The organism is Nonomuraea diastatica (assembly GCF_004349015.1).
Taxonomy (GTDB): Bacteria; Actinomycetota; Actinomycetes; order Streptosporangiales; family Streptosporangiaceae; genus Nonomuraea; species Nonomuraea diastatica.
Map to the genome: position 1 here is coordinate 1 of NZ_SMKP01000171.1, position 24,386 is coordinate 24,386.

Consider the following 24,386-nt stretch of genomic DNA (forward strand, 5'->3'; position numbering starts at 1 on the left):
GGGAAACGGTGGGGAAACAGCGGCCGGGCTAGAACAACGATCACATCACCGGCGTGCGGGCGCCTCCCGCCCCGCCCGGACAGAAAGGACTTCGGTCATGAAACGTGCGATCGTGGCGAGGGTCGCCGGCCTGGCGTGCGCCGTGCTGACACTGGGCCCCGCCGTGTCTCCCGCTGTGTCTCCCGCCGCCGCGTCGGCGGCCGACCGGCCCCGGTTCGGGGACGTGCAGCGGGCCCTGAGCGCCCTGGCCGGGACCGACGAGGTGGTGGGCGCTCTCGGGGAGCTGTACGTCGACGGCAAGCGGGTGGGCAGGGGTTCGGCGGGCTCCCGCCTGCTGGACGGCAAGGGCGGGACGGTTCCCAGCAGCGCCCGCTACCGCATCGGATCGCAGACCAAGCTGATGGTCGCCACGGTGGTGATGCAACTGGTCGAAGAGGGCAGGCTGGGCGTGGACGACAAGCTCGCCGACGTGCTGCCCGAGACGGCGGAGCAGGATCTGGTCGAGCTGGCCGACGAGATCACTGTCCGGCAGCTGATCGACCACACCTCCGGCGTCCCCAACTATTTCGCCTCGGGGAAGATCGATCCCTTCGACTTCACGACCTATCTCAAGCCCGCCGATCTGGTGAAGCTCGCGCGCGGCGTGGCCAGGGAGCAGGAGCCGGGCGAGAAGGCTTCCTACTCCAACACCAACTACATCCTGCTCGGCATGATCGTCGAGAGGCTGACCGGCCACGCCCTGGCCGACGAGCTCGATCGGCGGCTGTTCACCCCGCTCGAGATGCGCCGCACCTACCTGCCCACCAAGCCCCCCGAAGGCATCAAGGGCCCGCACAACCACGGCTACCACCCCGACGAGCAGGGCGAGCTCCACGATGTGGACCGGATCAACGCCAGCCATCTGTGGGCGGCCGGCGGAGTCGTCTCCACGGCGGAAGAGGTCAGCGACTTCCATCGTGCCTACGCCCAGGGCAAGCTGCTGCCGCCCCGGCTGCAGGAGGTGATCGGCGGGCCGAAGCGCGCCGCCCCGCCGGACGGCGAGCGCCTCTGCGGCGGGAAGCTCCAGCTGCGTGAGGTCGTGGGAGGCGCGCCCGGCTTCTACACGCCCACCTACGTGTCGGCCGACGGCCGCCTCCAGTACGCCGTGTCCGTCACGCTGACCCTCCAGAGCGACACGGTGCGACCCCTGGTCAACAAGGCGGCGGAAGCGGTGTTCTGCCCCGGAAGGTGATCCGGACCCGCGCCGGCCGGGCTCGGCCCGCCCGGGTCAGGTCAGCGCGTCGAGCGCCCGGTCGACGTCGTCGGCGGTGGTGTAGACGTGGAAGCTGGCGCGTACCTTCCCGGCCCGTACGGCCGCGCGGATGCCGGCCTCCTCCAGCTGCTCGCCCGGGGCGTCCACGGAGACGATGGCCGTGTCGGACGGCTCGAGACCCAGCCCGGCCCTGAAGCGGTTGGCGAGCGCCACGTCGTGGTCGTGGACCCGCTGGACGCCGAGCTCGTTCAGCAGCTCGATGGCGGGGGCCGCGCCGACGTACGAGAACCAGGCGGGAGACAGGTCGAACGCGCGGGCGTCGGGGGCCAGACGCAGCGGCGGGCCGTAGTAGGAGCCGCCCTCGCCGGCGCCGGCGTACCAGCCGGCGGCCAGGGGGCGCATGCGCTCGCGCAGGCGGGGCGACAGGTAGCCGAAGGCGGCGCCGCGCGGCGCCATCAGCCACTTGTACGCGGCGCAGGCGAGCGCGTCGATGCCGGAGACGTCCACCGGCAGCCAGCCGCAGGCCTGCGACGCGTCGGCGATGACGAGCGCGTCGTAGGCCTTGGCGGCGGCCACGATGTCGGCGAGCGGCGCGACCTGGCCGGTGGCGGACTGGACGAGGCTGAAGGCGACGGCGCTGGTGGAGCCGTCGATCGCGTCGGCCAGCCGGTCGGCGGGGACGGTCTCCACCCGGGCGGCCACCGCCCAGGGGAACAGGTTGCTGGTGAACTCGATCTCGGGCACGACCACGCGCGCGCCCGGCGGCAGCGCCGTGGCGACCGTCGACATGATCTGGGAGACGGTGGAGCTGATCGACACGTCGGCGACGGGGGCGCCGATGAGGCGGGCGAAGGCCGCGCGCGACCGGGCGACGGAGGCGTCCCACGGCGCCCAGTCGCTGCTGCCGTGCCGCCAGTCTGTCAGCACGGCCTGGAGGGCGTCGGCGGCGCGCCGCGGCGGCAGGCCGTAGGAGGCGGTGTTGAGCCAGCCGGGGTCGGCGTCCCAGAGTTCGCCGGCCGTGGCGATGAGATCAGCATCCATGAGGTCAGCGTAGGCCGCCCGACCGGCCCATCTGGGGAAACGGATGCCTCCTCACCACAACAGAGGTTGATAAGTTATATCAAATCTCCTATTGACATAACTAAACACTACAACGAGTATTTTGGCATGTCAGAACGTGACCTCCTGCTCCATGTGCAGATCCGCAGGGCGCTGGAGGCGCGTATCCGCAGCGGCCACTGGGGTCCGGGCACCCGGATCCCCACCGAGGTCGAGCTCTGCAAGGAGTTCGAGGTCTCGCGCATCACCGTGCAGCGGGCCCTTCGCGACCTCGCCGACGCCGGGCTCATCGTGCGCTTCCGCAAGCGCGGCAGCTTCGTCGCCCAGGCCGTCGGCCGGCACAACCTGCTCCGCTTCACCGGCCTGCTGATCCAAGGGCCGGAGACGCACGGTGACCACAAGGTCGTCTCGGCGCAGGTGATGCCCGCGCGGTCGGCGCGGCTGCGGCTGCCCGGCGTGCCGGACGAGGAGGCGGTCATCCAGATGGAGCGCCACAAGATGGACACGGCCGGCCTCGTGATCAACACCGAACTGCACGTGTTGCCGTTCCGGCTGGCGCCCGACCTGCTCGACCAGCCGCTGGAGCCCCTCACCACGCACGCCTACCTGCGCGACCACGGGATCGAGCTGGTGCGGGCCAGGATGTACGTGGAGCCGTGCGTCCTCGGCGGTGCCGAGGCGGAGGCGTTCGGCCTGCCCGCGGGCACGCCCGCGTTCCGCTGGACGCGTGAGACCTGGACCAGGCAGGGCGAGATCGCGGAGATCGTGGAAATGATCGTCCCGCCCCGGTCCGAGCGTTTCTACGTGGAGACCGACTTGAGTGGCTCTACCGACCACAGCTGAATCATCCCCCTGAGAGAACCGGCGCGACAGAACCGGCGCCGGGCCCGTTCTCGCCATGCCGAAAATCCTCCAGAAAAGACCGCCATGCCCCCCGAAACCCCCGAAGGAGTGGAGCCATGACCTCAGTCGCCGTCGTCGGCACCGGCACCGTCGGCTCGATGGCCCTGTGGCGGCTGGCCGAGCGCGGCATCCACGCCGTCGGCTTCGACGCCTACGCCCCCGGCCACGACCGCGGGGCCGCCGGAGGCGAGTCGCGCATCTTCCGTACGGCCTACAAGGAAGGCCCCCGCTACGTGCCGCTGCTGCGCGAGGCCCGCGGCCTGTGGGCCGAACTGGAGCGGGCCGCGGGACGCCGCCTGCTCACCCCGGTCGGCGGCGTCACGGCGGGCCCCCGCGAACACCCCAAGGTGCGCGCGGTGCTGGACGCCGCCCGCGCCCACGACCTGCCCGTCGAGGTCCTGACGGGCGAGGACGCGCGGCGGCGGGTGCCCGAACACCCCTTGCGCGACGGCGAGGTCATGGTCGTCGACCACGACGCGGGCTACCTGCGCCCCGAGCCCGCCGTCGGGGCCGCGGCCGCCGCCGCCGAGCGGGCGGGTGCGCGCGTCGCCCGCTACACGCCCGTACGCGCAGTGCGCGAGGACTCCACCGGCGTCACCGTCCTGGCCGAGGACGGCGAGCACCGTTTCACCCACGCGGTGCTGGCCCCCGGCCCGTGGGCGGCGGCCGGCGGCCTGCTGCCCGAACCGCTCGCGCGCGCCCTGACCACCAAGGCCATCACCTCGACCTGGTTCCCGCGCCGGGACGAGAGCCTGTTCGACCCCGGCCGATGCCCGATCGCCATCCGCGTCGGCGAGCCCGCCTACTCGTGTTTCCCCGCGGTGGACGGCGCGGGCGTCAAGATCAACCTGCACGTGCCCTGGCGGGAGATCGCCTCGCCCGCCGCGCTGGCCCGCAGCGTGTCCGTCTCCTACGTCAAGCAGGTCGCGCGCGCGGTCGCCGAGACGTTGCCGGGGCTGGGCCCCGACCCGGTGCGGGTGGCGACGTACTGCGACGCCTTCACCCCCGACGGGCACGGCCTGCTCGGCAGGCACGGCCGGACCGTGCTCGCCGCGGCCTTCAGCGGGCACGGGTTCAAGCTCGCCCCCGTCCTCGGTGACATCATCGCCGACCTGGTCGAGACCGGCGCGACCGCGCGCGGCATCGGCCACCTAGCCCCGAACCGCACCCTGCGGAGGTCGCCATGACACCCAGATCGCTGACCGCCGGGCTCCTCGCCGGAGCCCTCGTCCTCACCTCCTGCGGCGCTCCCACGCCGTCCGCCGCCCCTGACACGCTGGTCATCGCCGGGTACGGCGGGTCGTACGAGGAAGCGTTCAAGCAGTCGGTCATCCCCGGCTTCGAGAAGGCCTGCTCGTGCAAGGTCACCTACATCGCCGGCAGCTCCACCGACACCGTCGCCAAGCTCAAGGCGCAGCAGGCCGCGCCGCAGATCGACGTCGCGCTCATCGACGACGGCGTGCAGAACCAGGCGGTCGAGGCGGGCCTGCTCGCCAAGCTCGACCCGAAGACCGTCACGAACCTGCCCAAGGTGATCGACATCGCCCGCCTGCCCGGCGACGTCGGCGTCGGCTTCTCCCTGAACGCCACCGGCCTGGCCTACAACACCGACTACTACGCCAAAAACGGCCTGCCCGCCCCGAAACGGCTCGCCGACCTGGCAGACGCCAAGCTCAAGGGCAAGCTCGTCATGCCGTCCATCACCCAGACGTACGGACTGGGCGCCCTGCTCATGGCGGCCAAGGTCGGCGGCGGCTCCGAACAGGACATCGCCCCAGGCTTCGCGGGCGTGAAGAAGGTGGCCGCCAACGCCGTCACGTTCGACACCACCGCCGACGTGTCCAACTACTTCCTGCAGGGCCAGGCCGTCGCCACCGTGTGGGGCAACTCGCGGGTGCAGACGCTGGCCAAGAAGGGTTTCCCGATCAAGTTCGTCTACCCGGAGGAGGGCGCGCTGCCGCTGATCGCCACCGTCAACGTGGTGAACAAGGCGCCGCACGCCGACCTGGCGCAGACGTTCGTCAACACGCTGCTGGAGCCGTCGGCGCAGCAGGCCATGGCCGCCTCCAACTTCAACGGCCCGGCCGTCGAGGGCGTCACGCTCGACCCCGCGCTCGCCGAGAAGGTCGTCGGCCAGGAACGCGCCGCCGACCTGCGCAAGCTCGACTGGGCCACGATCAACAAGAACCGCTCCACGTGGACGGACCGCTGGAACAAGGAGATCGAGACCTCATGACCAGGCTGCTCGCCGCGGCGCTGGCCCTCGTCGGGCTCGCGGCCTGCGCCCCGCCCACACCCGCCGCCTCGCCCGGCAGGCTCGTCGTGGCCGGATACGGAGGCTCGTACCAGGAGGCCTTCGAACAGGCCGTGCTGCCCGGCTTCGAGAAGTCCTGCGGCTGCGAGGTCACCTACATCGCCGGCAGCTCCACCGACACCGTCGCCAAGCTCAAGGCGCAGAAGGACGCGCCGCAGATCGACGTGGCCCTCATCGACGACGGGCCGCAGGCCCAGGCGGCCGAGGCCGGGCTGCTGGCCAGGCTCGACCCGGCCAAGGTCACCCGCCTGGACAAGGTGGAGAAGGTCGCCAGGCTCGCCGGAGACGTGGGAGTCGGCTTCGCGCTGACCGCGACCGGGCTCGCCTACAACCGCGACTGGTACGCCGAGAACGGCCTGCCCGCGCCGAAACGGCTCGCCGACCTGGCGAACCCGAAGCTCAAGGGGAAGGTCGTGCTGCCGTCGATCAGCAACACGTACGGCGTGGGCGCGCTGATGCTGGCGGCCCGCGCGGACGGCGGTTCCGAGCGGGACATCGACCCGGGCTTCGCGGGCGTGAAGAAGGTGGCCGCCAACGCCTTCACGTTCGACACCACCGCCGACGTGTCCAACTACTTCCTCCAGGGGCAGGCCGTCGCCTCCGTCTGGGGCGGGTCGCGCGTGGAGACGCTGGCGGACAAGGACTTCCCGATCGCGTTCGTGTATCCCGAGACCGGCGCCATCCCGCTGCTGGCCACCGCGAACGTGGTGAACAAGGCGCCGCACCCCGACCTGGCGCAGCAGTTCGTCAACGCCCTGTTGCAGCCCGGCATCCAGCGCGAGCTGGCCGTCGAGGGTTACGACGGGCCGACGGTGACCGACGCCGAGCTCGACCCGGCCGTGGCCGGGCGGGTGGTCGGCCCGGAGCAGGCGGCCGAGATGAAGCCGCTGGACTGGACCGTCGTCAACGGCACGCGATCCGCGTGGACGGACCGGTGGACGAAGGAGGTCGAGCGGTCGTGAGGACCCGCACCACCCGGCAGGAGGCTGAACGGTCAGTGAGCACGAGCACCACCGAGACGCCCGCGGACCCGGCCGCACGGCGCGGGCGCCTGCGCCTGGACGGCGTGCGCAAGGTGCTGGGCGGCAAAGAGGTCGTCTCCGCGGTGGATCTGGAGACGGAGCCGGGCGAGTTCCTGACCCTGCTCGGCCCTTCGGGCTGCGGCAAGACCACCACGCTCAACATGGTGGCCGGGCATCTCGGCGCCGACGGCGGCCTGATCGAGGTGGACGGCACGGACGTCACCGGCACCCCGCCGCACCGCCGCTCGATGGGCATGGTCTTCCAGTCGTACGCGCTGTTCCCGCACATGACGATCGCCGACAACGTGGCGTTCGGCCTGCGCATGCGGAAGGTGCCGGCGGCCGAGCGCAGGCGTCAGGTCGAGGAGGTGCTGGCGATGGTCGGCCTGGACGGCATGGCCGGCCGGCACCCGCGCCAGTTGTCCGGCGGGCAGCAGCAGCGCGCCGCGCTGGCCAGGGCCCTGGTCATCCAGCCCGACCTGCTGCTGCTCGACGAGCCGTTCTCCAACCTCGACGCGCAGTTGCGGGTGCGGCTGCGTGAGGAGGTCGTCGCGCTGCAGCGGCGCATCGGCACCACCACCATCCTCGTCACTCACGACCAGGAGGAGGCGCTGGCGGTCTCCGACCGGATCGCGGTCATGGCCGACGGCGTCATCCACCAGCTCGACCGGCCGCGGGAGATCTATCTGAGGCCGGCCACGGACTTCGTGGCGCAGTTCATCGGCGAGGTCAACGCCCTCGACGGCACCGCCACGGGTGGTGGCACCTGCGAGGTGGCGGGCGCGAGGGTCGGCGCCACCGCCGTGGGCGACCCTCCGGCTCAGGGCGCCGGCGTGCGCGTCTACGTGCGGCCGGAGGTCGTGCGGATCCAGGCGGACGGCGACGGGCTCAGGGGCACCGTGCGGGAGACCCGCTTCCTCGGCTCGCGCATCCGGTGCGTCGTCGCCACCGGGGCGGGCGAGGTGACGGCGGCGCTGCCGTTCGACGCGCAGGTGCCCGCGGTGGGGGAGGAGGTGACCTGCGCATGGCGGCCGTCGGACGCCTCAATGGCGGTGCAGTGAGCGGGCCCGAGAGTGGGCCCGGAAGTGGGCCCGGAAGTGGGCCGGATGGGCAGGGGAACGGGCCGGTGAGCGGGCGGGGGAGCCGCCCTCGCTGGCGTACGGGCCTGCTGCTCGCGCTGCCCGCCATCGTCATCTTCGCGCTGCTGTTCGTGGCGCCGCTGTTCACGCTGGTCGCCAACAGCTTCAGAACGCAGACCGGTGCGTTCACCTTCGGCAACTACGTACGTTTCCTCGGCGACCCGTTCTACCGGGACGTGTTGTGGAACACCCTCAGGGTCGCCGCCCTGACCACGGTCGGCTGCCTGGTCATCGGCTACCCGTTCGCCCTCTACATGCGCGGCCGGTCCCCGCGCGTGCGCAACTGGCTGGCGTTGCTGCTGCTGTCGCCGCTGCTGATCAGCATGGTCATCCGCGCGTACGGCTGGCTCGTGGTGCTCGGTCCGAACGGCCCGGTCGCGGCCGTGCTGACGTGGTTCGGGATCGCCCCGCCGCAGTTGCTCTACAACGACACGGCCGTGCTCATCGGCATGGTCCACGTGATGCTGGCGTACATGGTGCTGCCGCTGATGGGCAGCCTCGACCGGATCGACCCGACGCTCGTGCCCGCCGCCAAAGGGCTGGGCGCGCCCGGCTGGACCTGCTTCTGGCGGATCACGCTGCCGCTGTCCGCTCCCGGCATGCTGGCCGGAGCCATGATCGTGTTCAGCCTGACCGCGTCCAGCTTCGTCACCCCCGCGATCCTCGGCGGCCCGAAGGTGAAGCTCATGCCGTACTTCGTCTACACGCAGGCCACGACCACGCTCGACTGGCCGTACGCGGCCGCGATCGGTTTCGTCCTGGTCGTCGTGACGACCGGGCTGCTGCTCGGCTACTCCCGGCTGCTGCGCAGGGGCCACGGGGAGGCGGTGTTCGGATGACCCGGCTCACCCGCGTGCTCGGCACCGGCTTCGCCGTCCTCGTCGGGCTGTTCCTGATCGCGCCCGTCGTGGTCACCGTGGCCTCCTCGCTCACGACCACGTCGTACGTGACGTTCCCGCCGCGGGGGATCACGTTGCGCTGGTACGCGGAGGTGTTCGGCAAGCCGGAGTTCCTGTCGTCGTTTGTGCTCAGCGCCGGGGTGGCGCTGGCCGCGGCGGCGATCTCCGTGGTGGTGGGGCTGGCCGGCGGGCTGGCCATCCACCGCCACCGCTTCCCCGGCCGCAGCGCGCTGGAGGCGGTGCTGTCCAGCGCGTTCGCGGTGCCCACGATCGTGCTCGGCATCGGGCTGCTGCAGTGGTTCGCGCAGATGGGGCTGGCCTCCAGCCCGTTCACGCTGCTGCTGGCCCACCTGGTGCTGACCGTGCCGTACGCGGTGCGGCTCGTCCTCGCCGGGCTCGCCGGGCTGGACCGCTCGGCGGAGAAGGCCGCCGCCGGGCTGGGCGCGCCGCCGTTCCTGGTGTTCTGGCACGTGACGCTGCCCGCCGTGCGCGGCGCGCTGATCGGAGGCGCGTTCTTCGCGTTCATCACCTCCTTCGACGATCTCACCGTGGCGCTGTTCGTGGTCACCACCGACCTGCAGACGCTGCCCGTGCGGATCTTCAACTACATGCAGTACGACTACGACCCGACGGTCACCGCCATCGGCACGCTGATGGTGCTGTTCGCCGTGGTCGCGGTCGTCGTCATCGAACGTTTCGTCGGCGTGGCCAGGCTGTTCGGCGCCGACACCGACCACAAGTGACAGGTCACAAGGGAAGGAGCCACTGTGCGAGTCGTCGTCATCGGCGCGGGGGTGGTCGGAGCCGCGGTCGCGGCCGGTCTGACCCGGCGCGGCGCGCAGGTCACCGTCCTGGAGGCCCGGACCCCGGGCTCCGGTACGACGTCCACCTCGGTCGCCTGGATCAACGCCAACAACAAGACCCCGAAGGAGTACTTCGACCTCAACCACGCCGCTGTCTGGGCGCACCACCAGCTGCCCGGCGACTGGCACTTCCCCACGGGCAACCTCGAGTACGCCGTCACCGACGAGCACAAGGGCCTGCTGGAGGAGCGCGTGGCGCGGCTGCTGGCCATGGGCTACCCCGTCGAGCGGGTGACCGCCCGGCGTGCGCGGGCGCTGGAGCCCGACCTGGTGCCGCCGCCCACCGGCACCGCGTACGTGTTCTTCCCCGTCGAGGCGTACGTGCTGCCGCTGCGGCTGCTCGGCCGGCTGCTCGGCGAGGCCCGCGACCGTGGTGCGGTGGTCGAGTGCGGGGCCGAGGTCACGGCCGTCGAGACGTTCCCGGCGGGCGCCAAGGTGACGCTGGCCGACGGGCGCACGTTCGCCGGCGACGTGGTGGTCACGTGCGCGGGCCGCTGGACGCAGCGGGTGGCCGCGTTGGCCGGGGTGGACGTGCCCATGCTGGATCCGGCCGTGTCAGGGACGGTCACCAACGGGTTCCTGATCACCACCTCGCCGGTGCCGGCCCGGCTGTCCCGGGTGCTCACCACCGGCGGGCTCAACCTGCGCCCCGACGGCGGCGGCCGGCTGCTGCTGCAGGCGCTGCACCTGGACGGGCTGGCCGACCCGGCGCTGCCGGTGCCGGGGGAGGTCGTCGACGAGATGTTCGGCCTGCTGCCGAAGGTGCTGCGCGCCACCGAGGGCGCCACGGCGGAGCGGGCGGTCGTCGGCCGGCGGGCGATGCCGGCCGACGGGCTCACCGTGGCCGGCTTCGCCGACGCCGGCCGGCGCGTGTACACGGTGGCCACGCACAGCGGGGTGACGCTGGCGCCGCTGCTGATGGACGAGGTGGCGGGCGAGCTGTTCGGGGAGGAGTCCTCGCTGCTGTCGCCGTTCCGCCCCGGCCGCTTCGCCGACGGCGCCGCACGTCCCGTCCCGGCCCCGGCCCGCCGCCCCGGCCAGCAGTGATCAGCCCCCCGACCGGTTCAGGGCCGGTCCGGGGCCGGGACGCGGAGGTCACGTGACCGGGAGCCGGGCCGTCCAGTCCGCCACCCGCCGCAGGAACGTCGTCGCGGTCGGCAGGTGAGCGTCGTCCGGGGACAACACCACCGCGTGGAACGCGTGCGGCATGCCGTCGTAGACGTCGAGGGCCGTGTCGACGCCGGCGGCGGAGGCGGCCTCGGCGAAGCGCCGGGAGTCGTCGAGGAGCACCTCGTCGCCGCCCGCGACGATGAGGAGGGGCGGAAGCCCGCGCAGGTCGCCGTAAAGAGGCGACTGCGGCGCCTGGTCGGGGCGCGCGCCCGCGAGATACTGCTCGCCGATGGAGCCCATGATGTCCGGGTCGACGAGGTCGCGGCCCTTGTTGGTGCGGATGGACGGGCTCGAATCCGTGAAGTCGGTGACAGGGGAGACCGCCACGGCGCCCGCGGGCAGGGGACCGCCGGCCTCGGCGAGCACCAGGAGCGCCGACAGCAGCAGTGTCCCGCCGGCCGACTCGCCGGCGAGCAGGATCCGCCCGGCGGGCACGTCCTGGGCGAGCAGGCTCCGGTGGACGGCCACCACGTCATCGACGGCCGCGGGGTAGGGGTGGGCCGGCGCGAGCCGGTAGTCGACGGCGAATGCGGGGCGGCCCGTCGCCTGCGAGAGGCGGTAGGCCATGATCTTCTCCATGGCCGGGTCGCTGTGGGAGAAGCCCCCGCCGTGCACGTAGATCGTGACGCCCGCCTCGGGTCTGGCGTCGGGTGCGGTGACCCACACGCCGGGGACGCCGCCGGTCCGCGGCAGGACGGGGGTCACGTCGGCGTCGAGCATGGGCGGGTCGGTGAACAACGTTCCCAGCTGGGAGCGTACGGCGGCCCTGGCTTCGGGCGTGATGGAGACGTGTGCGAGCTGCACGAAGGGGTTCCCTTCGATCGGGTGTGGACGAGCATGGCGTGGCGGCGTCGATGCCGCGGGCACGCGGGATGGGCCAGGAGAGGCACCTGTGGTCCGTGCGAGGGCGCTGGGCGCCGTCGGGGGCACGGAGACGTCGCGCGGGGCGCGAAAGGGTCAGACGGGGCTCGTGTACATAGAGATCAACCCCCAGGTGTCCGGTGCCGCCCACCCGCCGCCGTCCACGAGGCGGCGTCACACGACACGTCGAGCATTACAACCGTGCCGCGCGCGCGGTGTCAAGCGCCGGGCGCGTGGTCAGCCCCGCGAGAGCTGGCCCGGGCGGCGACCGATCGCGGCACCGCGGGGTTCCCGGCCAGGCTGAGCGGGTACGCGTACCTCCTCCGGTGAGAGAAAGACCTGGGGTACGTCGATGATCGAGAAACTGGTCGAGCTGGGCGGGTTCGGCGCGCAGGCCGCCGTCGCCCTCACCCGCAACGGACTGCTGCGTCCGACCCATCCGGCCGCGCTCGCCCGGGTGGTGGAGGCGTACCGGCATTTCCACGTGACCCCGGCCGCCGGGGTGGCGATGGCGGCGGCGCGCTGGCCGGACCGGCAGGCCGTGGTGGACGAGGACGGCGCGCTCACGTTCGCCGCGCTGGACGGGCGCGCCGCCGCGCTGGCCGCGGGCCTGCACCACCGGCTCGGCGTGGAGCCGGGAACGACGGTGGCGGTCATGTGGCCCAACCACCGCGGTTTCGCGGAGGCGGTCGCGGCCGTGTCCCGGCTGGGCGCGGACCTGCTGCTGCTCAACAACGGGCTGGCCGGGCCGGCCCTGCGCGACGTGCTGCGCCGCGAACAGGCCGACGTGCTCGTCGCCGCGCCCGGCCTGCCGCCGGTGGACTTCGCCGGGCAGCGGGCCGGCGACCTCGACGAGCTCATACGCTCCGGCGCCCCGCCCGCTCCTGTGCCGCGGCGACCGGGACGCCTGGTGCTGCTCACCTCGGGCACGACCGGCCTGCCCAAGGGCGCGCCCCGGCGGCTGTCGGTGGCGGAGCTGGCCGAGCCGTTCGTCTCGATGCTGGCCACCGTGCCGGTGCGCGGCGGCGAGCCGATGCTCATCGCGCCGCCGCTGTTCCACGGGCTCGGCATCCTCTGGTACGCGGTCGCGCTCGTGCTCGGATGCCCCGTCGTCCTGATGCGCCGCTTCGACCCCGACGCCGTGCTCGACGCCCTGGAGCGGCACCGGGCCGGCGCGCTGGTGGCCGTGCCGGCCATGCTGTCCCGGCTGCTGGCCCGCGAGCCCCGCGACCTGCCCGGCCTGCGGGTGGTGGTCTCCGGCGGTGCCGCGCTACGGCCCGATCTGGCCACGGCGTTCATGGACGCCTACGGCGACGTGCTCTACAACCTGTACGGCTCCACCGAGGTCGGCTGGGCCGCCCTCGCCACGCCCGAGGACCTGCGGGAGGCCCCTGACACGATCGGCCGCCCGCCGCGCGGCGCCACCGTGCGGATCGCGGGACCGGACGGGGAGGAGCTGCCGGCAGGCGAGGTGGGGCGGGTCCTGGCCGGCGGCGGGCTGGCGTTCGGCGCGCGGGCGGGCGAGCTGATGAGCACCGGCGACCTGGGGCACCGGGACGGGCGGGGGCTGCTGTTCATCGACGGCCGCGACGACGACATGATCGTCTCCGGCGGGGAGAACGTCTTCCCGCTGGAGGTCGAGAACCTCCTGGCCCGCCTGCCGGGCGTCGCCGACGTGGCCGTGCTGGGCGTGCCCGACGAGGAGTACGGCGGGCGGCTGGCGGCGTACGTGGTCGCCGAGGAGGGCGGCACGCTGTCCGCCGACGAGCTCAAGAGCGCGGTGAAGGCGGAACTGGCGGGTTTCAAGGTGCCCCGCGACGTCGTGTTCGTGCCGTCGATCCCGCGCAACCCGACCGGCAAGGTCGACCGCGCCGAGCTCACTGGCCGCTGAGCCCCCGCTCCCCGCGGCCGATCAGGAGTTCTCCGGGAGCGAGGCCGTGCCGTGCGGGTTGTCGATCACGTAGCGCCACTGGCCGTCGGGGCCGCGCCGGACGACGTCGGTGGCGGTGCCGGACATGTCGATCTCGCTGCCGTCTCTGGCGGTGCCGCGCATCGACCAGTCGACGATGAGCAGGGCGATGTCGCCGGCGACGTAGACGTGCCGGGGGCGTGCCTCGATCGGCAGGCCGAAGCCCTGCAGGTGCTGGTTGGCGGCCAGGCGTCCGGCGCCGGTGACGGGATGGCCGGGGACCGGCACGAGAACGGCGTCGTCTTCGTAAACGTGGCCGAGGGCCTGAGGGTCACGGGCGTTCATGGCCGCCACGAAACGGGCGGCGGCGCTGCCGGGGTCGCCTGCGGGCACCACGTGAGGCTGGGAAGGGTCATGAGTGTTCATGACAGAATGATCATATCACGGATGGGGGTCGCCGGCGTCGCCGGGCGCGAGGTCGAGCGTGGCCAGGGCGCCGCCTTCCGGCGGGTTGGCGAAGGCGAGGCGAGCGCCCAGCACGCCGGCCTGGCCGGCAGCGATGGTCAGGCCCAGGCCGTGGCCCGCGGCGGTCTGGTCGCCGCTCTTGCGAAAACGCGCCGGTCCGTCGCGCAGCAGATGGCCGGGGAAGCCGGGGCCGCGGTCGCGGACGGTGACGCGAGTTCCGTCGACCACCACGGTGATCGGCGGCCGGCCGTGCCGGGTGGCGTTGGTGAGCAGGTTGGCCAGGATGCGCTCCAGACGGCGCGGATCGGTGGCCACGACGGCGCCGGTGCGGACCAGGACCTGCGCGTCCGGGGCGAGCGCCGCCGCGCGGTGCGTGGTGAACTCCCCGAGAGCGACGTCGGACAGGGCGGCGCGTTCCGTGGCGGTGTCCAGCCGGGCCACCTCCAGCACGTCCTCGACGAGGGCGCGCAGGGCCTGAGTGCGCTCCTGCACGATGTCGGTCATCCTGCCGGGCGGCAGGAGCTCGGCGGCGGTGGTGAGGCCGGTGAGCGGGGTGCGCAGCTCATGGGCGATGTCGGCGGTGACCCGGCGTTCGGCTTCGAGGCGGGCCCGCAGGGCGCCGGCCATCGCGTCGACGGCATGGGCGAGCTCGGTGGCCTCGTCGTGGGAGCGGCCGCCGATCGCCGCACCCACCCGGACGGTGGGGTCGCCGGAGCTGACATGCCGGGCGGCGGCCGCCGCCCGGCGCAGCCGGCCCGACAGGCGCGCCCCGATGGCGATCCCGGCCAGCGTGCCGCCGGCGACGACCGCGGCCGAGCCCAGCAGCAGCACCCGGTCGAGCGCGGCCAGGTCGTCGAGGCTGTGCCGGTAGTCGGAGCGCAGGGACAACACGTGGTCGCCGGTGCCGGCCGCCGCCCAGATGAACGTGCCCTCGGAGGTCTGGCGCAGCGCGGTGGCGACCTTCCCGTCCCGCACCGCCGCGCGCAGGTCTGCCGGCACGGCCGGGTCGTCCAGCCGGCTGCCGAAGGCCGGCTGGCTGCCGCGGTGATATTCGCGCAGCAGCAGCTGGATGCGTTCGGCCTGCAGGCGGTGGGCGTCGTCGGCCTGCTTGCCGGCGTAGGCGAGATGGACGATGAGGCTCAGCGCCACCGCCACGGCGACGCTGACCGCGGCGACCGTGGCACTGATCTTCCAGCGCAGGCTCATCCGCCGTGGCCCCGTCGCCCGCCGCAGCCTCACTCGCCCTCCGCGCGCAGCTTGTAGCCGAAGCCGCGCACCGTCTCGATGCGTTCGCCGCCGATCTTGTTGCGCAGCCGCTGCACGTGGATGTCGGCCAGCCGGGAGTCGCCGCCGTAGGCGTAGTCCCAGACGCTTTCCAGCAGCACGTCCCTGCTGAGCACCGTGCCGGGCGACTCGGCGAACCGCAACAACAGCCGCATCTCGGTCGGGGTGAGCGCCACCGGCCTGCCGCCGCGCAGCACCCGCATGCCGCCGATGTCGATCTCCACATCGCCGAAGCGCAGCGGGCGGGCGCGCCGCCCGGCTTGAGCGCCGCCCTGAGCGGTGCGGCGCAGCACTGCGCGGATGCGGGCCAGCAGCACCGAGCCGTCGAAGGGCTTGGTCACGTAGTCGTCGGCGCCGGCCTCCAGCCCGACGACCACGTCGACGGCGTCGTCCCGGGCCGACAACATGATCACCGGGATGAGGCTCTCCTCGCGGATGCGCCGGCACAGGCTCACTCCGTTCATGCCCGGCAGCATCACGTCCAGCAGCACCACGTCGGGGGTGCGGGCGCGGAAGGACTCCAGGCCGGCCAGCCCGTCGGCGGCGGTCGTGACCGTCAGGCCATCGCGTTCGAGGGTCAGCTGGGTCACCTCCCTGATCACCTCGTCGTCCTCGACGAACAGCACGTGCGGGGTCTCGGTGGCGTCCATGAAATCCCCTGTTCTCCTCTCGTGTCGTCTCACGCGCCGTCGAGGACGAGCGTGCCGCCGCTCCAGCGCAGCGGCGTCGTCCGCGTCGCGGTCGGACAGGAGGCGGCATCGCCCGGCCGGTACTCCGGCCGCACCAGGACCAGCGCCGCGTCGCGGACCTCCACGCGGCTGCCCGCGCCCTCCTGGGCGTAGACGCGCTCGCCCGGCAGATCTCCGGCCAGACGGTAGACATAGGTGCCACGGGTGCCCTCATATCCGCAACTCCGGCCCGGGCAGGTGTAGACGGTGACGGCCACCAGGCGAACGTGCCCCCAGTCGCCGGACAGGGAGATCTCCTCGGAGTAGACGGGGAACCGGCCGTGCTCGCACCGTCTGATCGCGGACGTGCCCTGGGTGCCCAGCCGTGGGTCCTCACGCAACACCTGCAGGCCGTCGAGGTCGGACGGCGTGCCGGCAGCCGTCTGCGCCGGCACGGGCGAGGCCCGGTCATGACTGGCCTGCCCCTCCACACGCACCCGCGGATCGATCCCGCACCCGGCCACGGCGGCCGATCCGGCCAGGGCGAGAGCGCACAACACGGCTCCCGCGACGGCGAACGGTTTTCTCAGCGACATGCCGCAGATAATACCTTCCGCGCATTGTTACAAGACCTATGGATTACCGCTGGCATTTCGATGTGAAAGCTGAAATGAATCGACGGCGACCGCCTTTACGGTGGACGGCATGGAGCTCCGTCAGGGCGTCGCGTTCTGCCCCGGCCTGTGCGTCACGGCCGGTGCGGCGCCCGGAAACCACCCGGCCGATAAGGTGCGAGCCCTCCAGCGAAGAAATTCTGTGACGCATGCAAAGAAGACATCGAAACGTTCGCCCGGAGAAAGCCGGGACCATGTCGCTGCCTTGGGAGGCCGACCTGAAATGAACCATCCCGTGGACGTTCCCCATGACGCCCCGCCGGGTGCCCGGCCCACGAACCGACCCCGGCCGCCGCGGGGGCGGCTGCTGGGTCTGGACGCCGTACGGGCGCTGGCCATCGTCGGCATGGTCTACATGCACGTCAGCCCGACCGGATGGCTGAGCCCGGCCCCCGCGCGGGACGCCCCAGCGGCGCTGGAGTGGGTCGAGCATGCCGTCTCGGGCCGGTCGATGAGCCTGTTCGTGCTGATGGCCGGCATCTCGGTGGCGCTGATGACCGGTGGGCCGGTGCCCCTGGACGGCGACCGGCTGACCACGGCCAGGAAACGGCTCGCGATCCGCGCGGCCATGCTGTTGCTGATCAGCCTGTGTGTGGACCAGCTGTCCGGCATGAACCTGTCGATCCTTGAGTTCTACGCCGTATGGCTGCTGGTGCTGATACCGCTGGTGCGGCTGCGCCCGGGCACGCTCGTGGCCGCCGCCGGCGTTCTCGGGGCCGCGCTGCCCGTCTTCTGCTTCGTCGTGCTGAACTACGGCCGCACCTGGGCCATCTCCCCGATGAACACCGCCGGCGCCGAGCCGGCCTTCGGCCTGACGCTGCTGCTCAACCCGCAGGACTGGCTCGCCAAACTCCACCAGCTGCTGATCGGCGGCGGTTTCCAGACGCCGTACGCGATCCCGCTGCTGCTGGCCGGACTGGCCATCGGACGGCTCGACCTGCGCAGCCCGGCCGTGCGCGGGAAGATGGCCGGCTGCGGCGCCCTGCTCGTGGCCGTCGGCTGGCTGGTGTCGTGGGTGGCGCTCGTCCCGCTGGGCGCCGGGCGGGCGCTGGCGGCGATGATGGAGTCCGCCGGCGGACCGATGGTGCAGCCGTGGGCGTCGGTGCTGACCCTGCCGCCGCACCAGCTGTACGCGCTGAGCATCCCGATGGCGCCGATGATGATCGGGGTCGGGCTGCTGCTGCTGGCCGGGCTTCTCACCCTGCTGGAGCGGCCCGGCTGGCAGCGGGCCCTGCGGCCGCTGACCGCCGCCGGGAGCCTCGCGCTGACGTGGTACGCCGCCCACCAGGTCTTCATCGAGCGGGTGGCCGGCGACCCGCCGTACGCCTTCACCCTGTTCGCCGGCATGGCCGTCTTCGCCTTCGTCGTCTCGCCGCTGTGGCTGCGGTGGATCCGGCGCGGGCCGCTGGAATGGCTGGTTCACCGGGTCGTCGTCATGGTCGCGCCCGACCGCACCGCAGCGGCCAGGCACAAGGCCGCCTAGGGCTGTTTCTTGGATCAGCTTCGGAGCCAGATGATCAGGGCTGCCAGCGTGGCGTTGCCGAGGAAGATGTAGGCACGTTCGTCGTATCGAGTGGCGACGGCTCGGACGTTCTTCAGCCGGTTGATCGCCTGTTCAGCGACGTTGCGCTCTTGTAGCACTCGGCGTCGAAGCCGGCCGGCCGCAATCACGGAACTGCGGGCCGTCGCCGTACCGGGCGGGTGTCAGCACCCAGGGACAGGGCCCGGCAGCGGCCGTCCGCCGACAGATGGGTCTTGGTGGTGAAGCCGCCGCCGGAGTGGCCTGAGCACTCCCCGAAGTGACCACCTCCGCCAGCCGGGCGGCCCGGGTGGCCAGCACCGGATCGCCCCGGTTTGTCCCTGTGGCTCTCGTGGGTTCAGTGACAGAGCCCGCGCAGCGCAACCGCCGTGAACCATCCCATCCGAAGCGTTCACGGCGCGCAGGAAAGGAGCATTTCATGTCTGCGCCGCAGACGGATGCGGCAGGCGACAGCACCGCGAGCGTGCCTCCGGAGCGTGGAGCACCAACGAAGCCGGCGTCCTGACCGTGACGGCCGCGGCCGCGGACGGCGTGCGAATCGACGGCAGGAACGGTCGACGGCACGGCGGAAGTGCCCTCCAGCTCCAGGCTGGAATTCCCGGCGGGCCTGTCGGACCGTCAGGCGGCCGAGGCGGTGCGCTGCCGCATCGGCTTCAAGGACGCCGGGCTGGTACGCGAGCGCACTCACGCAGCGTACCGGCTCCACCCACGTGCCGGCCGCGGTAAGTGGCGCGCGGCCGAGCCGAGGGGACCGTCCGCGGATCCTTCTCGGCTCGGCCGCCGCGCTCACCGGCTCCGGCGGCTGGCCAGCAGCAGGACGCACGCGATGGCGCCGAGCACCACGGTGGCGAGTCCCGAGGCGCCGAGCGTGGCTCGCGGGCCCAGCGCCGTCGTGACCGGTCCGCCCAGCGCCGTGCCGAGCGGCGACGCGGTGAGCAGCGCCGCGCTGCGGGCGGCGAGCATCGCGGCCAGGTGCTGCGGTGGCGACTTCGCCTGCATGAGCGTCACCGACAGTGCCACGAACGGCCCGTAGACCGCGCCGCCGAGCCCGAAGCACGCGACGGTCACGGCCGGCGGCACGTCGAAGGCGAACGGCAGCAGCAAGAGCCCCCAGCCGAGCACGATGGCGACCATCACGGGCCAGAGCGGCAACCGCCGCAGCGTGCCGGCCGCGAGCCCGCCGAGCACCGCGCCGACGCCGAACACCATCCAGTAGAGGCCGAGCAGCGTGCCCGGCGCGCGCAGGTCGTGGGTCACGTGGAGCGGCAGGGCCACCTCGACCGGGCCGTACAGCAGGTTGAAGAACCAGGTGAGCATCAGCAGACCGAGCAGCTCGGGACGGGAGCGCAGCAACGCGAGCCCGCCGCGGGCGGCCGTCCGGTCGACGGGGGAGACGGGCCCCGACTCCGGCAGCCGGGTGCGCAGGACGAGCACGGCGAGGAAGACGTAGGTGAGAGCGTCCAGGCCGAGCACGAGCGCGGAGCCGACGTACGTCACCAGCACACCCGCGACCGCGGGCCCGGCGATCGTGGCGGCGAAGTTGAGCGAGCTGACGAGGGTGTTCGCGGCGAGCCGCTGCTCGCCCGGCAGCAGCTCGGCCAGCAGGGTGTACTTGCCCGCGCTGCCCCACGCGTGCAGCAGGGACGAGGCCGCGAGCAGCACGACGTACAGGGGCAGGCTGAGCAGCCCCGCGAACCAGGCGAGCGGCACGGCGCCGAGGAACACGCTGCGCACCACGTTGTCGGCGAGCAGCACCCGCCTGGCCGGCACCCGGCGCATGCGGCGGCCGAGCACCAGCGCGCCGGCCACGCCCGGCATCGTGTACGCGGCCACCGCGCCGCCGACCCACAACCCGGCGCTCGCCGGCGGCGCGAGCTCGATGGCGAGCCACGCCACCGCGACGAAGCTCATCCCGTCCCCCAGGTACGAGACCGCGAAGCCGAGGATCAACCGCCGGAACACCCGGTTGGCGAGCAACGGCCGGTAGGCGGCAGGGACGAGACGCCAGAGCCCAGAAGGGGGCCCAGAAGGAGGCACAGAAGGGACCTCAGAACGCGGCACGTGCACAGCGGATCGGCTCAGCGCGGTTCCAGGACGAGGTCGCCCGAGGGATCGCGGAGGGCGCGGTCGTGACCGACGCCGCCGCGTACCGCGAAGCCGGGGAGGCCGCGGGAGAAGCGAGCGAGGCGTCCGGGTCGTCGTGCGGGGCCGCGCGAACGGTGATGTCCATGGTGGTCAGGTTAGGCGCGGGCAGGGAGCGGCGCTTCTCGATTCCTGCCCGGTCACCGCCTGGAGCGGCGGCTTTGCCGCGCGACCGGCCGGGCCGACCGGGCACGCGGGCCCGGTAGTCAGGGCGATCATGTCGGTTCCGATGCGGGTGACGGCGGTCATGGCGACGTGGGCGAGCAGGAAGACCGTGCAGCGGTCGCGTACGGTCCGTCCGGCGCCCACGGATGGTCGTAAGGCCGGCCCCTGCTGCCGCCCCGGGGCGTCGTACTCCACGGCCACCTGGCTCCGGTCCCACCGGGGCAGCACGTACCCGGTGCTGGTCATGCCGGCGGGGGCGAACAGGTGCTCGGCGAGGAACCGCTCGTAGCCGAGGCCGGAGACCTTCTCGATGATCGCGGCGAGCACGCTGTAGCCGAGGTTGGAGTAGCGGAACCGCTCGCCCGGAGCCGACAGCGGCTCGGAGGCCAGCGCCCCGGCCAGCATGTCCTCGCGCGACAACACGTCATAGTCGTCGCCGAGCGCCTCGGGCAGGCCCGCCGTGTGCGTCAGCAGGTGATGCACGGTGATCCCGCCTACGCCGGGCGGGACCGGGCCGAGGTGGGCGCTGATCGGGTCGCTGGTGCGCAGCCTGCCCATCGTCTCGAGCTTCAGGATCGCGGCCGCGGTCAACTGCTTGGTGATCGACATGACGTCGTACACCGTGTCGCAGGTCGCGGGGGTCCTGGCGGCGCGGTCGGCCAGGCCGAAGCCCTGACAGTGGACGATCCGGCCGCCGCGCGCCGTCACGACCGTGCCGCCGGGCCCTTCGGGCAGCGTGCGGGCCAGGAAGGCGGCCGGGGGTTCGCCGGCGGCGGGGGAGCACGCGGTCATCGCCAGCACGAGCATCAGCAGCACACCGGTGCGCATGTGACCTCCAGGAGTCGTGGGAGGCACCAGTTGACCTGCGCCGCCGGACCTGCTCAACATGTCCGGGTGTCCGGGTTCGTACGGGACGCCGTACGTCCAGGTCAGCGCGCCGGGCACCATCCGGAGATCGACGCAGGAGCGAACCATGACCATCACACCGCCACCACCACTGCCCCCGCCGCCGGGACCGGCCACCGGCGAGACCGCGTTCATGCACGAGCTTCGGCGTCTCAAGGCCTGGTCGGGCCTCAGCTTCCGGCAGCTCCAACGCCGCGCGTCCGCCGCCGGTGACGCGCTGCCCTCCTCCACCGCCTCCACGATGCTCGGCAAGAACCGGCTGCCACGTCACGAGGTCCTCGTGGCGTTCGTCCGGGCCTGCGGCCTCGGCGAGGAGCAGGTGCGGGCCTGGGCGGACGCCCGCGCCGGGATCGCCGGCGGCACGGTCGCGCCCGCACCGGCGCCCGTTCCGGAGGCCGTGCCAGGACGGCGTAGGAGGGCCTGGCGGCGGCGGGTTCTCGCGGAAGCGGCGGCACTGGCCGTGGCCTTCGCCGGAGGGGCGGCGCTGACCGCGCTTCTCGGAGGCGACTCGATCGAGACGTACGAGACGACCGTCGTGCGCTGACCCCAAGGTCAGAAGGCGTTGACGAGGACGACGTACACGGTGGTGCCGATGCTGACGCTCAGGATCGTGCGGCGGCTGAAGGCGAGGTGGGCGCCGACGGTGGCGGCGACGGCGAGCAGCGCGTGGAGCGTCGCCCGTGGTTCGGCGGCGATGGTGCCGTGCAGGGTGGTGACGGCGAGGATCGCGAGGATCCCCACCGGCATCCACGTCGACAACCGCCGCACCGTCGCCGACGTGCGGAGCGTGCGCAGCGCCGCGAAGGGCACGGCGCGCAGGGCGAAGGTGATGCCGAACACGATCCCGAGGACGGCCAGCAGGTAGGGCGTGCTAGGCACCGGCGGCCTCCCCTGCGGTCTCTCCCGCGGCGTCTCCGGCGGCCCGGCGGGTGGCGAGCAGGTGGCGGGCCAGCAGCAGGGCGACGAACACCAGCAGCGCGGTGAACAGGGCGATCTCAGGGGTCAGCACGAGCGCGGCCGCGACGCTCGCCCCGGCGAGCAGCACGGAAGAGAGCTCGCGGCGCGAGCGGAACGCGTCCAGGGCGAGCACCGTGAACAGCGCGCACAGGGCGAACTCGAGGCCTTCGAGCGGGCCGGGCAGCGCCGTGCCGAGAGCGACGCCGGCCAGGCCGCCGCCGACCCAGTAGACCTCGCAGGCGATCTGCATCGCCAGCAGCCGGGGCGCCGAGCGTTCCGCCTCGGGCAGGGCGGCGTTGACCGCGTACGCCTCGTCGATCATCGCGTAGACGGCGTACGCCTTGGCGAGCGGGTGCCTGACCACGTGCAGCGGGAAGGAGAAGGCGTAGAACACGTGACGGAAGTTGACCACCAGAACGGTCAGGGCGATCGCGCCCAGCGGCGTGACCGTCGCCGCCATCCCCACCACCAGCAACTCCACAGAGCCGGCGAACGCGGACAGCGACAGGGCGGGGGCCAGCCACCAGGGCAGGCCGGCCTGGACGACCAGCAGCCCGAGCGCGATCCCCAGCGGGAGGATCCCCAGCCCGGCGGAGAACGAGTCGCGCACCCCAGCGGCGGTCTGCTGCCGCCGGGTGGCTGGGAGGGACGTGGTGACCTGCGGAGGAACGTGGTGTCGCACCTCTTCATGGTCTCGCAGATCGCGCGCCATGTGGTTGCGGACATTGCCCGCCAAGCCTGCTCTGGTGCAATGTTCTCACTGTGGATGCGATAGACCGAGCAATCATCACCGAGTTGGAGCGCGAGGGGCGGCTGACGAACGTCGAGCTGGCCCACCGGGTCGGGCTGACCACGGGGCCGTGCCTGAGACGCGTCCAGCGGCTGGAGGCCGACGGCGTCATCCGCGGCTACCGGGCCCTCATCGAACCCGCCGCCGTGGGGAGGTCCTTCGAGGTGCTGATCGACCTCACTCTCGATTCGCAGGACGCGGGGACCGTCGAGCGCTTCGAGCGGACCCTGGCGCAGGCCGAGGAGGTCGTCGAGCTGCGCCGCCTCTTCGGCACCCCCGACTACTTCATGCGGGTGGCCGTCGCCGACCTGGCCGCCTACGAGACCTTCCTCAGCCAGTACGTCATGACGATCCCGGGCGTCAGGGGCGTCACATCGAACTTCACGATGAAGAACATCAAGTCGGCCCCGTAACGGCGGCTAGATCCAGCCCTCCTCCCAGGCGCGGTGGGCGGCCGCGTGGCGGGAGGTGACGCCGAGCTTGGCCATGGCTCCCGACAGGTAGTTGCGCACCGTCCCCGGCGCGAGGTGGACCTGGGCGGCGATCTCCTTGACGGAGGCGCCCGAGCGGGAGACACGCAGCACCTCCAGCTCCCGGCCGGTGAGCGGGCAGTCGTCCTCGGTCAGAGCGGAGGCGGCGATGTCGGGGTCGACATAGCGGCGCCCCGCCGCCACATCACGGATGATCTCGGCCAGCCGGGCCGCGGGCGTGGTCTTGGGCACGAACCCGCTCACCCCCGCCGACAGGGCCCGGCGCAGCACGCCGGGGCGGGCGTGCCTCGTGACCAGGATGATCTTGGTGGAGAGCTCGGCCCGGATCTCCCCGGCCGCGCGCAGCCCGTCGGCCGGGGGCATCTCCAGGTCGAGCACGGCGATGTCGGGCCGGTGCTCGCGCGCCAGGCGTACCGCGTCGGTCGACGTGGCCCCCTCGGCGACCACGTCGAGGTCCTCCTCCAGGCTCAGCAGCGCCGCGAGCGCGCCCCGGATCAGGTCCTCGTCGTCGGCGATCAGCAGCCGGATCATCACGCCTCCGAGTTTCGCGCACGACGCGTGTGGCCGTCCACCGGCAGCGTGGCCGTCACGGTGAACCGGCCGCCGGCGTGTTCCCAGGTCAGCTCGCCTCCGGCCGCGGTGAGCCGCTCGGCCAGGGTGGTCAGGCCCGTGCCGGAGCCGGGCGGGCCGCAGGCGCCGTCGTTGCCGACGCGCAGCCGGACCAGGCCGCCGGTGACCCGGTAGCCGACCTCGGCGTGCCGTGCCCGGCTGTGGCGCAGCACGTTGGTGGTGGCCTCCCGCATCACCAGGCCCAGCAGGTGACGGGCGCCCTCGGGCAGGCCGGCCGGGTCGGAGGGGCCGGAGGGCTCGGAGGGCTCGCAGGTATCTGCGGGGTTATTGGGGGGTTCGGTGG

At 72.7% G+C, this 24,386-nt stretch carries 26 protein-coding genes and 1 pseudogene; 13 read left to right on the forward strand and 14 right to left on the reverse strand.

The features are described from left to right. The first annotated feature begins 97 nt into the window (after positions 1 to 97). The gene (locus tag E1294_RS40470) at positions 98 to 1,231 is read left to right on the forward strand and encodes a serine hydrolase domain-containing protein (protein WP_132516260.1); all 1,134 of its coding nucleotides are present in this window, start codon (positions 98 to 100) and stop codon (positions 1,229 to 1,231) included. Positions 1,232 to 1,267: 36 nt separating this feature from the next. Here the strand turns inward: E1294_RS40470 and E1294_RS40475 are convergent, their stop codons facing one another. Further along, a complete protein-coding gene (locus tag E1294_RS40475) occupies positions 1,268 to 2,293 on the reverse strand; it encodes an aminotransferase class V-fold PLP-dependent enzyme (protein ID WP_132516261.1) in 1,026 nt (341 codons plus the stop codon). A gap of 126 nt (positions 2,294 to 2,419) precedes the next feature. Between E1294_RS40475 and E1294_RS40480 the strand changes: the two genes are divergently transcribed. From E1294_RS40480 to E1294_RS40520, 8 genes are all read left to right on the forward strand, one after another. Continuing rightward, positions 2,420 to 3,154: a GntR family transcriptional regulator gene (locus E1294_RS40480; RefSeq protein ID WP_132516262.1), complete on the forward strand. Its 735-nt coding sequence runs from the start codon at positions 2,420 to 2,422 to the stop codon at positions 3,152 to 3,154. A 116-nt stretch (positions 3,155 to 3,270) separates the two neighbouring features. Beyond that, positions 3,271 to 4,401 carry an N-methyl-L-tryptophan oxidase gene (gene solA / locus E1294_RS40485; RefSeq protein WP_132516263.1) on the forward strand — a complete coding sequence of 377 codons (1,131 nt, stop codon included), beginning with the start codon at positions 3,271 to 3,273 and terminating at the stop codon, positions 4,399 to 4,401. Then, positions 4,398 to 5,450 (forward strand): ABC transporter substrate-binding protein, encoded by a 1,053-nt coding sequence (locus E1294_RS40490; RefSeq protein ID WP_132516264.1) that lies wholly within the window; start codon positions 4,398 to 4,400, stop codon positions 5,448 to 5,450. Before solA ends, E1294_RS40490 begins: the two co-directional genes overlap by 4 nt. Continuing rightward, positions 5,447 to 6,490, forward strand: coding sequence for an ABC transporter substrate-binding protein (locus E1294_RS40495; protein WP_132516265.1), 1,044 nt, complete (start codon positions 5,447 to 5,449; stop codon positions 6,488 to 6,490). Before E1294_RS40490 ends, E1294_RS40495 begins: the two co-directional genes overlap by 4 nt. Then, positions 6,487 to 7,611 (forward strand): ABC transporter ATP-binding protein, encoded by a 1,125-nt coding sequence (locus tag E1294_RS40500; RefSeq protein WP_132516266.1) that lies wholly within the window; start codon positions 6,487 to 6,489, stop codon positions 7,609 to 7,611. Before E1294_RS40495 ends, E1294_RS40500 begins: the two co-directional genes overlap by 4 nt. A gap of 65 nt (positions 7,612 to 7,676) precedes the next feature. Beyond that, entirely contained in the window at positions 7,677 to 8,528 is an 852-nt protein-coding gene (locus E1294_RS40510) for an ABC transporter permease (protein WP_132516267.1), read from the forward strand. Next, entirely contained in the window at positions 8,525 to 9,331 is an 807-nt protein-coding gene (locus E1294_RS40515; protein ID WP_132516268.1) for an ABC transporter permease, read from the forward strand. The genes E1294_RS40510 and E1294_RS40515 overlap by 4 nt, the downstream gene beginning before the upstream one ends. A gap of 24 nt (positions 9,332 to 9,355) precedes the next feature. Further along, the gene (locus E1294_RS40520) at positions 9,356 to 10,498 is read left to right on the forward strand and encodes an NAD(P)/FAD-dependent oxidoreductase (RefSeq protein WP_132516269.1); all 1,143 of its coding nucleotides are present in this window, start codon (positions 9,356 to 9,358) and stop codon (positions 10,496 to 10,498) included. Between the two features lie 48 nt (positions 10,499 to 10,546). On the opposite strand, the gene E1294_RS40525 is transcribed toward E1294_RS40520, so the two are convergent. Next, positions 10,547 to 11,425, reverse strand: coding sequence for an alpha/beta hydrolase (locus tag E1294_RS40525; protein WP_246083647.1), 879 nt, complete (start codon positions 11,423 to 11,425; stop codon positions 10,547 to 10,549). Between the two features lie 409 nt (positions 11,426 to 11,834). On the opposite strand from E1294_RS40525, the gene E1294_RS40530 reads away from it, so the two are divergent. Continuing rightward, complete coding sequence (locus E1294_RS40530; RefSeq protein WP_132516270.1) at positions 11,835 to 13,373, forward strand: AMP-binding protein; 1,539 nt, start codon at positions 11,835 to 11,837, stop codon at positions 13,371 to 13,373. Positions 13,374 to 13,394: 21 nt separating this feature from the next. Here the strand turns inward: E1294_RS40530 and E1294_RS40535 are convergent, their stop codons facing one another. Genes E1294_RS40535 through E1294_RS40550 form a run of 4 tightly spaced genes read right to left on the reverse strand, consistent with a single transcriptional unit; the run spans position 13,395 to position 16,404 of the window. Continuing rightward, positions 13,395 to 13,817: a YybH family protein gene (locus E1294_RS40535; RefSeq protein ID WP_132516271.1), complete on the reverse strand. Its 423-nt coding sequence runs from the start codon at positions 13,815 to 13,817 to the stop codon at positions 13,395 to 13,397. 15 nt (positions 13,818 to 13,832) lie between these two features. After that, complete coding sequence (locus E1294_RS40540; protein ID WP_246083648.1) at positions 13,833 to 15,095, reverse strand: sensor histidine kinase; 1,263 nt, start codon at positions 15,093 to 15,095, stop codon at positions 13,833 to 13,835. Continuing rightward, the gene (gene cseB, locus E1294_RS40545) at positions 15,092 to 15,790 is read right to left on the reverse strand and encodes a two-component system response regulator CseB (protein WP_132516272.1); all 699 of its coding nucleotides are present in this window, start codon (positions 15,788 to 15,790) and stop codon (positions 15,092 to 15,094) included. Before cseB ends, E1294_RS40540 begins: the two co-directional genes overlap by 4 nt. Positions 15,791 to 15,819: 29 nt before the next feature. After that, positions 15,820 to 16,404 carry a hypothetical protein gene (locus tag E1294_RS40550; protein ID WP_132516273.1) on the reverse strand — a complete coding sequence of 195 codons (585 nt, stop codon included), beginning with the start codon at positions 16,402 to 16,404 and terminating at the stop codon, positions 15,820 to 15,822. 313 nt (positions 16,405 to 16,717) lie between these two features. Between E1294_RS40550 and E1294_RS40555 the strand changes: the two genes are divergently transcribed. Beyond that, positions 16,718 to 17,965, forward strand: coding sequence for a DUF418 domain-containing protein (locus E1294_RS40555; protein ID WP_165977745.1), 1,248 nt, complete (start codon positions 16,718 to 16,720; stop codon positions 17,963 to 17,965). 14 nt (positions 17,966 to 17,979) lie between these two features. Here the strand turns inward: E1294_RS40555 and E1294_RS56555 are convergent. The 4 genes and pseudogenes from E1294_RS56555 to E1294_RS40575 form a co-directional block, all read right to left on the reverse strand. Then, positions 17,980 to 18,146 (reverse strand): annotated as a pseudogene (locus tag E1294_RS56555) (IS5/IS1182 family transposase); the annotation flags it as partial. 662 nt (positions 18,147 to 18,808) lie between these two features. Then, positions 18,809 to 20,059: an MFS transporter gene (locus E1294_RS40565; RefSeq protein WP_132516276.1), complete on the reverse strand. Its 1,251-nt coding sequence runs from the start codon at positions 20,057 to 20,059 to the stop codon at positions 18,809 to 18,811. Positions 20,060 to 20,069: 10 nt separating this feature from the next. Continuing rightward, the gene (locus tag E1294_RS40570; RefSeq protein ID WP_132516277.1) at positions 20,070 to 20,252 is read right to left on the reverse strand and encodes a hypothetical protein; all 183 of its coding nucleotides are present in this window, start codon (positions 20,250 to 20,252) and stop codon (positions 20,070 to 20,072) included. A gap of 5 nt (positions 20,253 to 20,257) precedes the next feature. Beyond that, positions 20,258 to 21,310, reverse strand: a complete 1,053-nt coding sequence (locus tag E1294_RS40575; RefSeq protein ID WP_220448211.1) for a serine hydrolase domain-containing protein — start codon at positions 21,308 to 21,310, stop codon at positions 20,258 to 20,260. Between E1294_RS40575 and E1294_RS40580 the strand changes: the two genes are divergently transcribed. Next, positions 21,303 to 21,779: a helix-turn-helix domain-containing protein gene (locus E1294_RS40580; protein WP_132516278.1), complete on the forward strand. Its 477-nt coding sequence runs from the start codon at positions 21,303 to 21,305 to the stop codon at positions 21,777 to 21,779. The genes E1294_RS40575 and E1294_RS40580 overlap by 8 nt on opposite strands. A gap of 8 nt (positions 21,780 to 21,787) precedes the next feature. On the opposite strand, the gene E1294_RS40585 is transcribed toward E1294_RS40580, so the two are convergent. Together E1294_RS40585 and E1294_RS40590 are read right to left on the reverse strand one after the other, a co-directional pair. Further along, entirely contained in the window at positions 21,788 to 22,114 is a 327-nt protein-coding gene (locus tag E1294_RS40585; RefSeq protein ID WP_132516279.1) for a branched-chain amino acid transporter permease, read from the reverse strand. Then, positions 22,107 to 22,874 carry an AzlC family ABC transporter permease gene (locus E1294_RS40590; protein ID WP_220448212.1) on the reverse strand — a complete coding sequence of 256 codons (768 nt, stop codon included), beginning with the start codon at positions 22,872 to 22,874 and terminating at the stop codon, positions 22,107 to 22,109. The genes E1294_RS40585 and E1294_RS40590 overlap by 8 nt, the downstream gene beginning before the upstream one ends. Before the next feature lie 80 nt (positions 22,875 to 22,954). Between E1294_RS40590 and E1294_RS40595 the strand changes: the two genes are divergently transcribed. Next, on the forward strand, positions 22,955 to 23,395 hold the full coding sequence (locus tag E1294_RS40595; RefSeq protein WP_132516280.1) for an Lrp/AsnC family transcriptional regulator: 441 nt from the start codon (positions 22,955 to 22,957) through the stop codon (positions 23,393 to 23,395). A 6-nt stretch (positions 23,396 to 23,401) separates the two neighbouring features. Here E1294_RS40595 and E1294_RS40600 read toward each other — a convergent pair whose 3' ends face one another. Further along, positions 23,402 to 24,004: a response regulator transcription factor gene (locus tag E1294_RS40600; protein ID WP_132516281.1), complete on the reverse strand. Its 603-nt coding sequence runs from the start codon at positions 24,002 to 24,004 to the stop codon at positions 23,402 to 23,404. Continuing rightward, a partial coding sequence (locus E1294_RS40605; protein ID WP_425465255.1) for a sensor histidine kinase occupies positions 24,004 to 24,386 on the reverse strand: 383 nt, incomplete at its 5' end. The genes E1294_RS40605 and E1294_RS40600, both read right to left, overlap by 1 nt.

Bases quoted from the DNA above. Each gene is read 5' to 3' on its own strand.
- cseB (WP_132516272.1), bottom strand. From the start codon at position 15,790: ATGGACGCCACCGAGACCCCGCACGTGCTGTTCGTCGAGGACGACGAG.
- E1294_RS40515 (WP_132516268.1), top strand. From the start codon at position 8,525: ATGACCCGGCTCACCCGCGTGCTCGGCACCGGCTTCGCCGTCCTCGTC.
- solA (WP_132516263.1), top strand. From the start codon at position 3,271: ATGACCTCAGTCGCCGTCGTCGGCACCGGCACCGTCGGCTCGATGGCC.
- E1294_RS40570 (WP_132516277.1), bottom strand. From the start codon at position 20,252: ATGGACATCACCGTTCGCGCGGCCCCGCACGACGACCCGGACGCCTCG.
- E1294_RS40575 (WP_220448211.1), bottom strand. From the start codon at position 21,310: ATGGTCATGGTTCGCTCCTGCGTCGATCTCCGGATGGTGCCCGGCGCG.
- E1294_RS40480 (WP_132516262.1), top strand. From the start codon at position 2,420: ATGTCAGAACGTGACCTCCTGCTCCATGTGCAGATCCGCAGGGCGCTG.
- E1294_RS40475 (WP_132516261.1), bottom strand. From the start codon at position 2,293: ATGGATGCTGATCTCATCGCCACGGCCGGCGAACTCTGGGACGCCGAC.
- E1294_RS40495 (WP_132516265.1), top strand. From the start codon at position 5,447: ATGACCAGGCTGCTCGCCGCGGCGCTGGCCCTCGTCGGGCTCGCGGCC.
- E1294_RS40600 (WP_132516281.1), bottom strand. From the start codon at position 24,004: ATGATCCGGCTGCTGATCGCCGACGACGAGGACCTGATCCGGGGCGCG.
- E1294_RS40490 (WP_132516264.1), top strand. From the start codon at position 4,398: ATGACACCCAGATCGCTGACCGCCGGGCTCCTCGCCGGAGCCCTCGTC.
- E1294_RS40470 (WP_132516260.1), top strand. From the start codon at position 98: ATGAAACGTGCGATCGTGGCGAGGGTCGCCGGCCTGGCGTGCGCCGTG.
- E1294_RS40530 (WP_132516270.1), top strand. From the start codon at position 11,835: ATGATCGAGAAACTGGTCGAGCTGGGCGGGTTCGGCGCGCAGGCCGCC.
- E1294_RS40580 (WP_132516278.1), top strand. From the start codon at position 21,303: ATGACCATCACACCGCCACCACCACTGCCCCCGCCGCCGGGACCGGCC.
- E1294_RS40535 (WP_132516271.1), bottom strand. From the start codon at position 13,817: ATGAACACTCATGACCCTTCCCAGCCTCACGTGGTGCCCGCAGGCGAC.
- E1294_RS40550 (WP_132516273.1), bottom strand. From the start codon at position 16,404: ATGTCGCTGAGAAAACCGTTCGCCGTCGCGGGAGCCGTGTTGTGCGCT.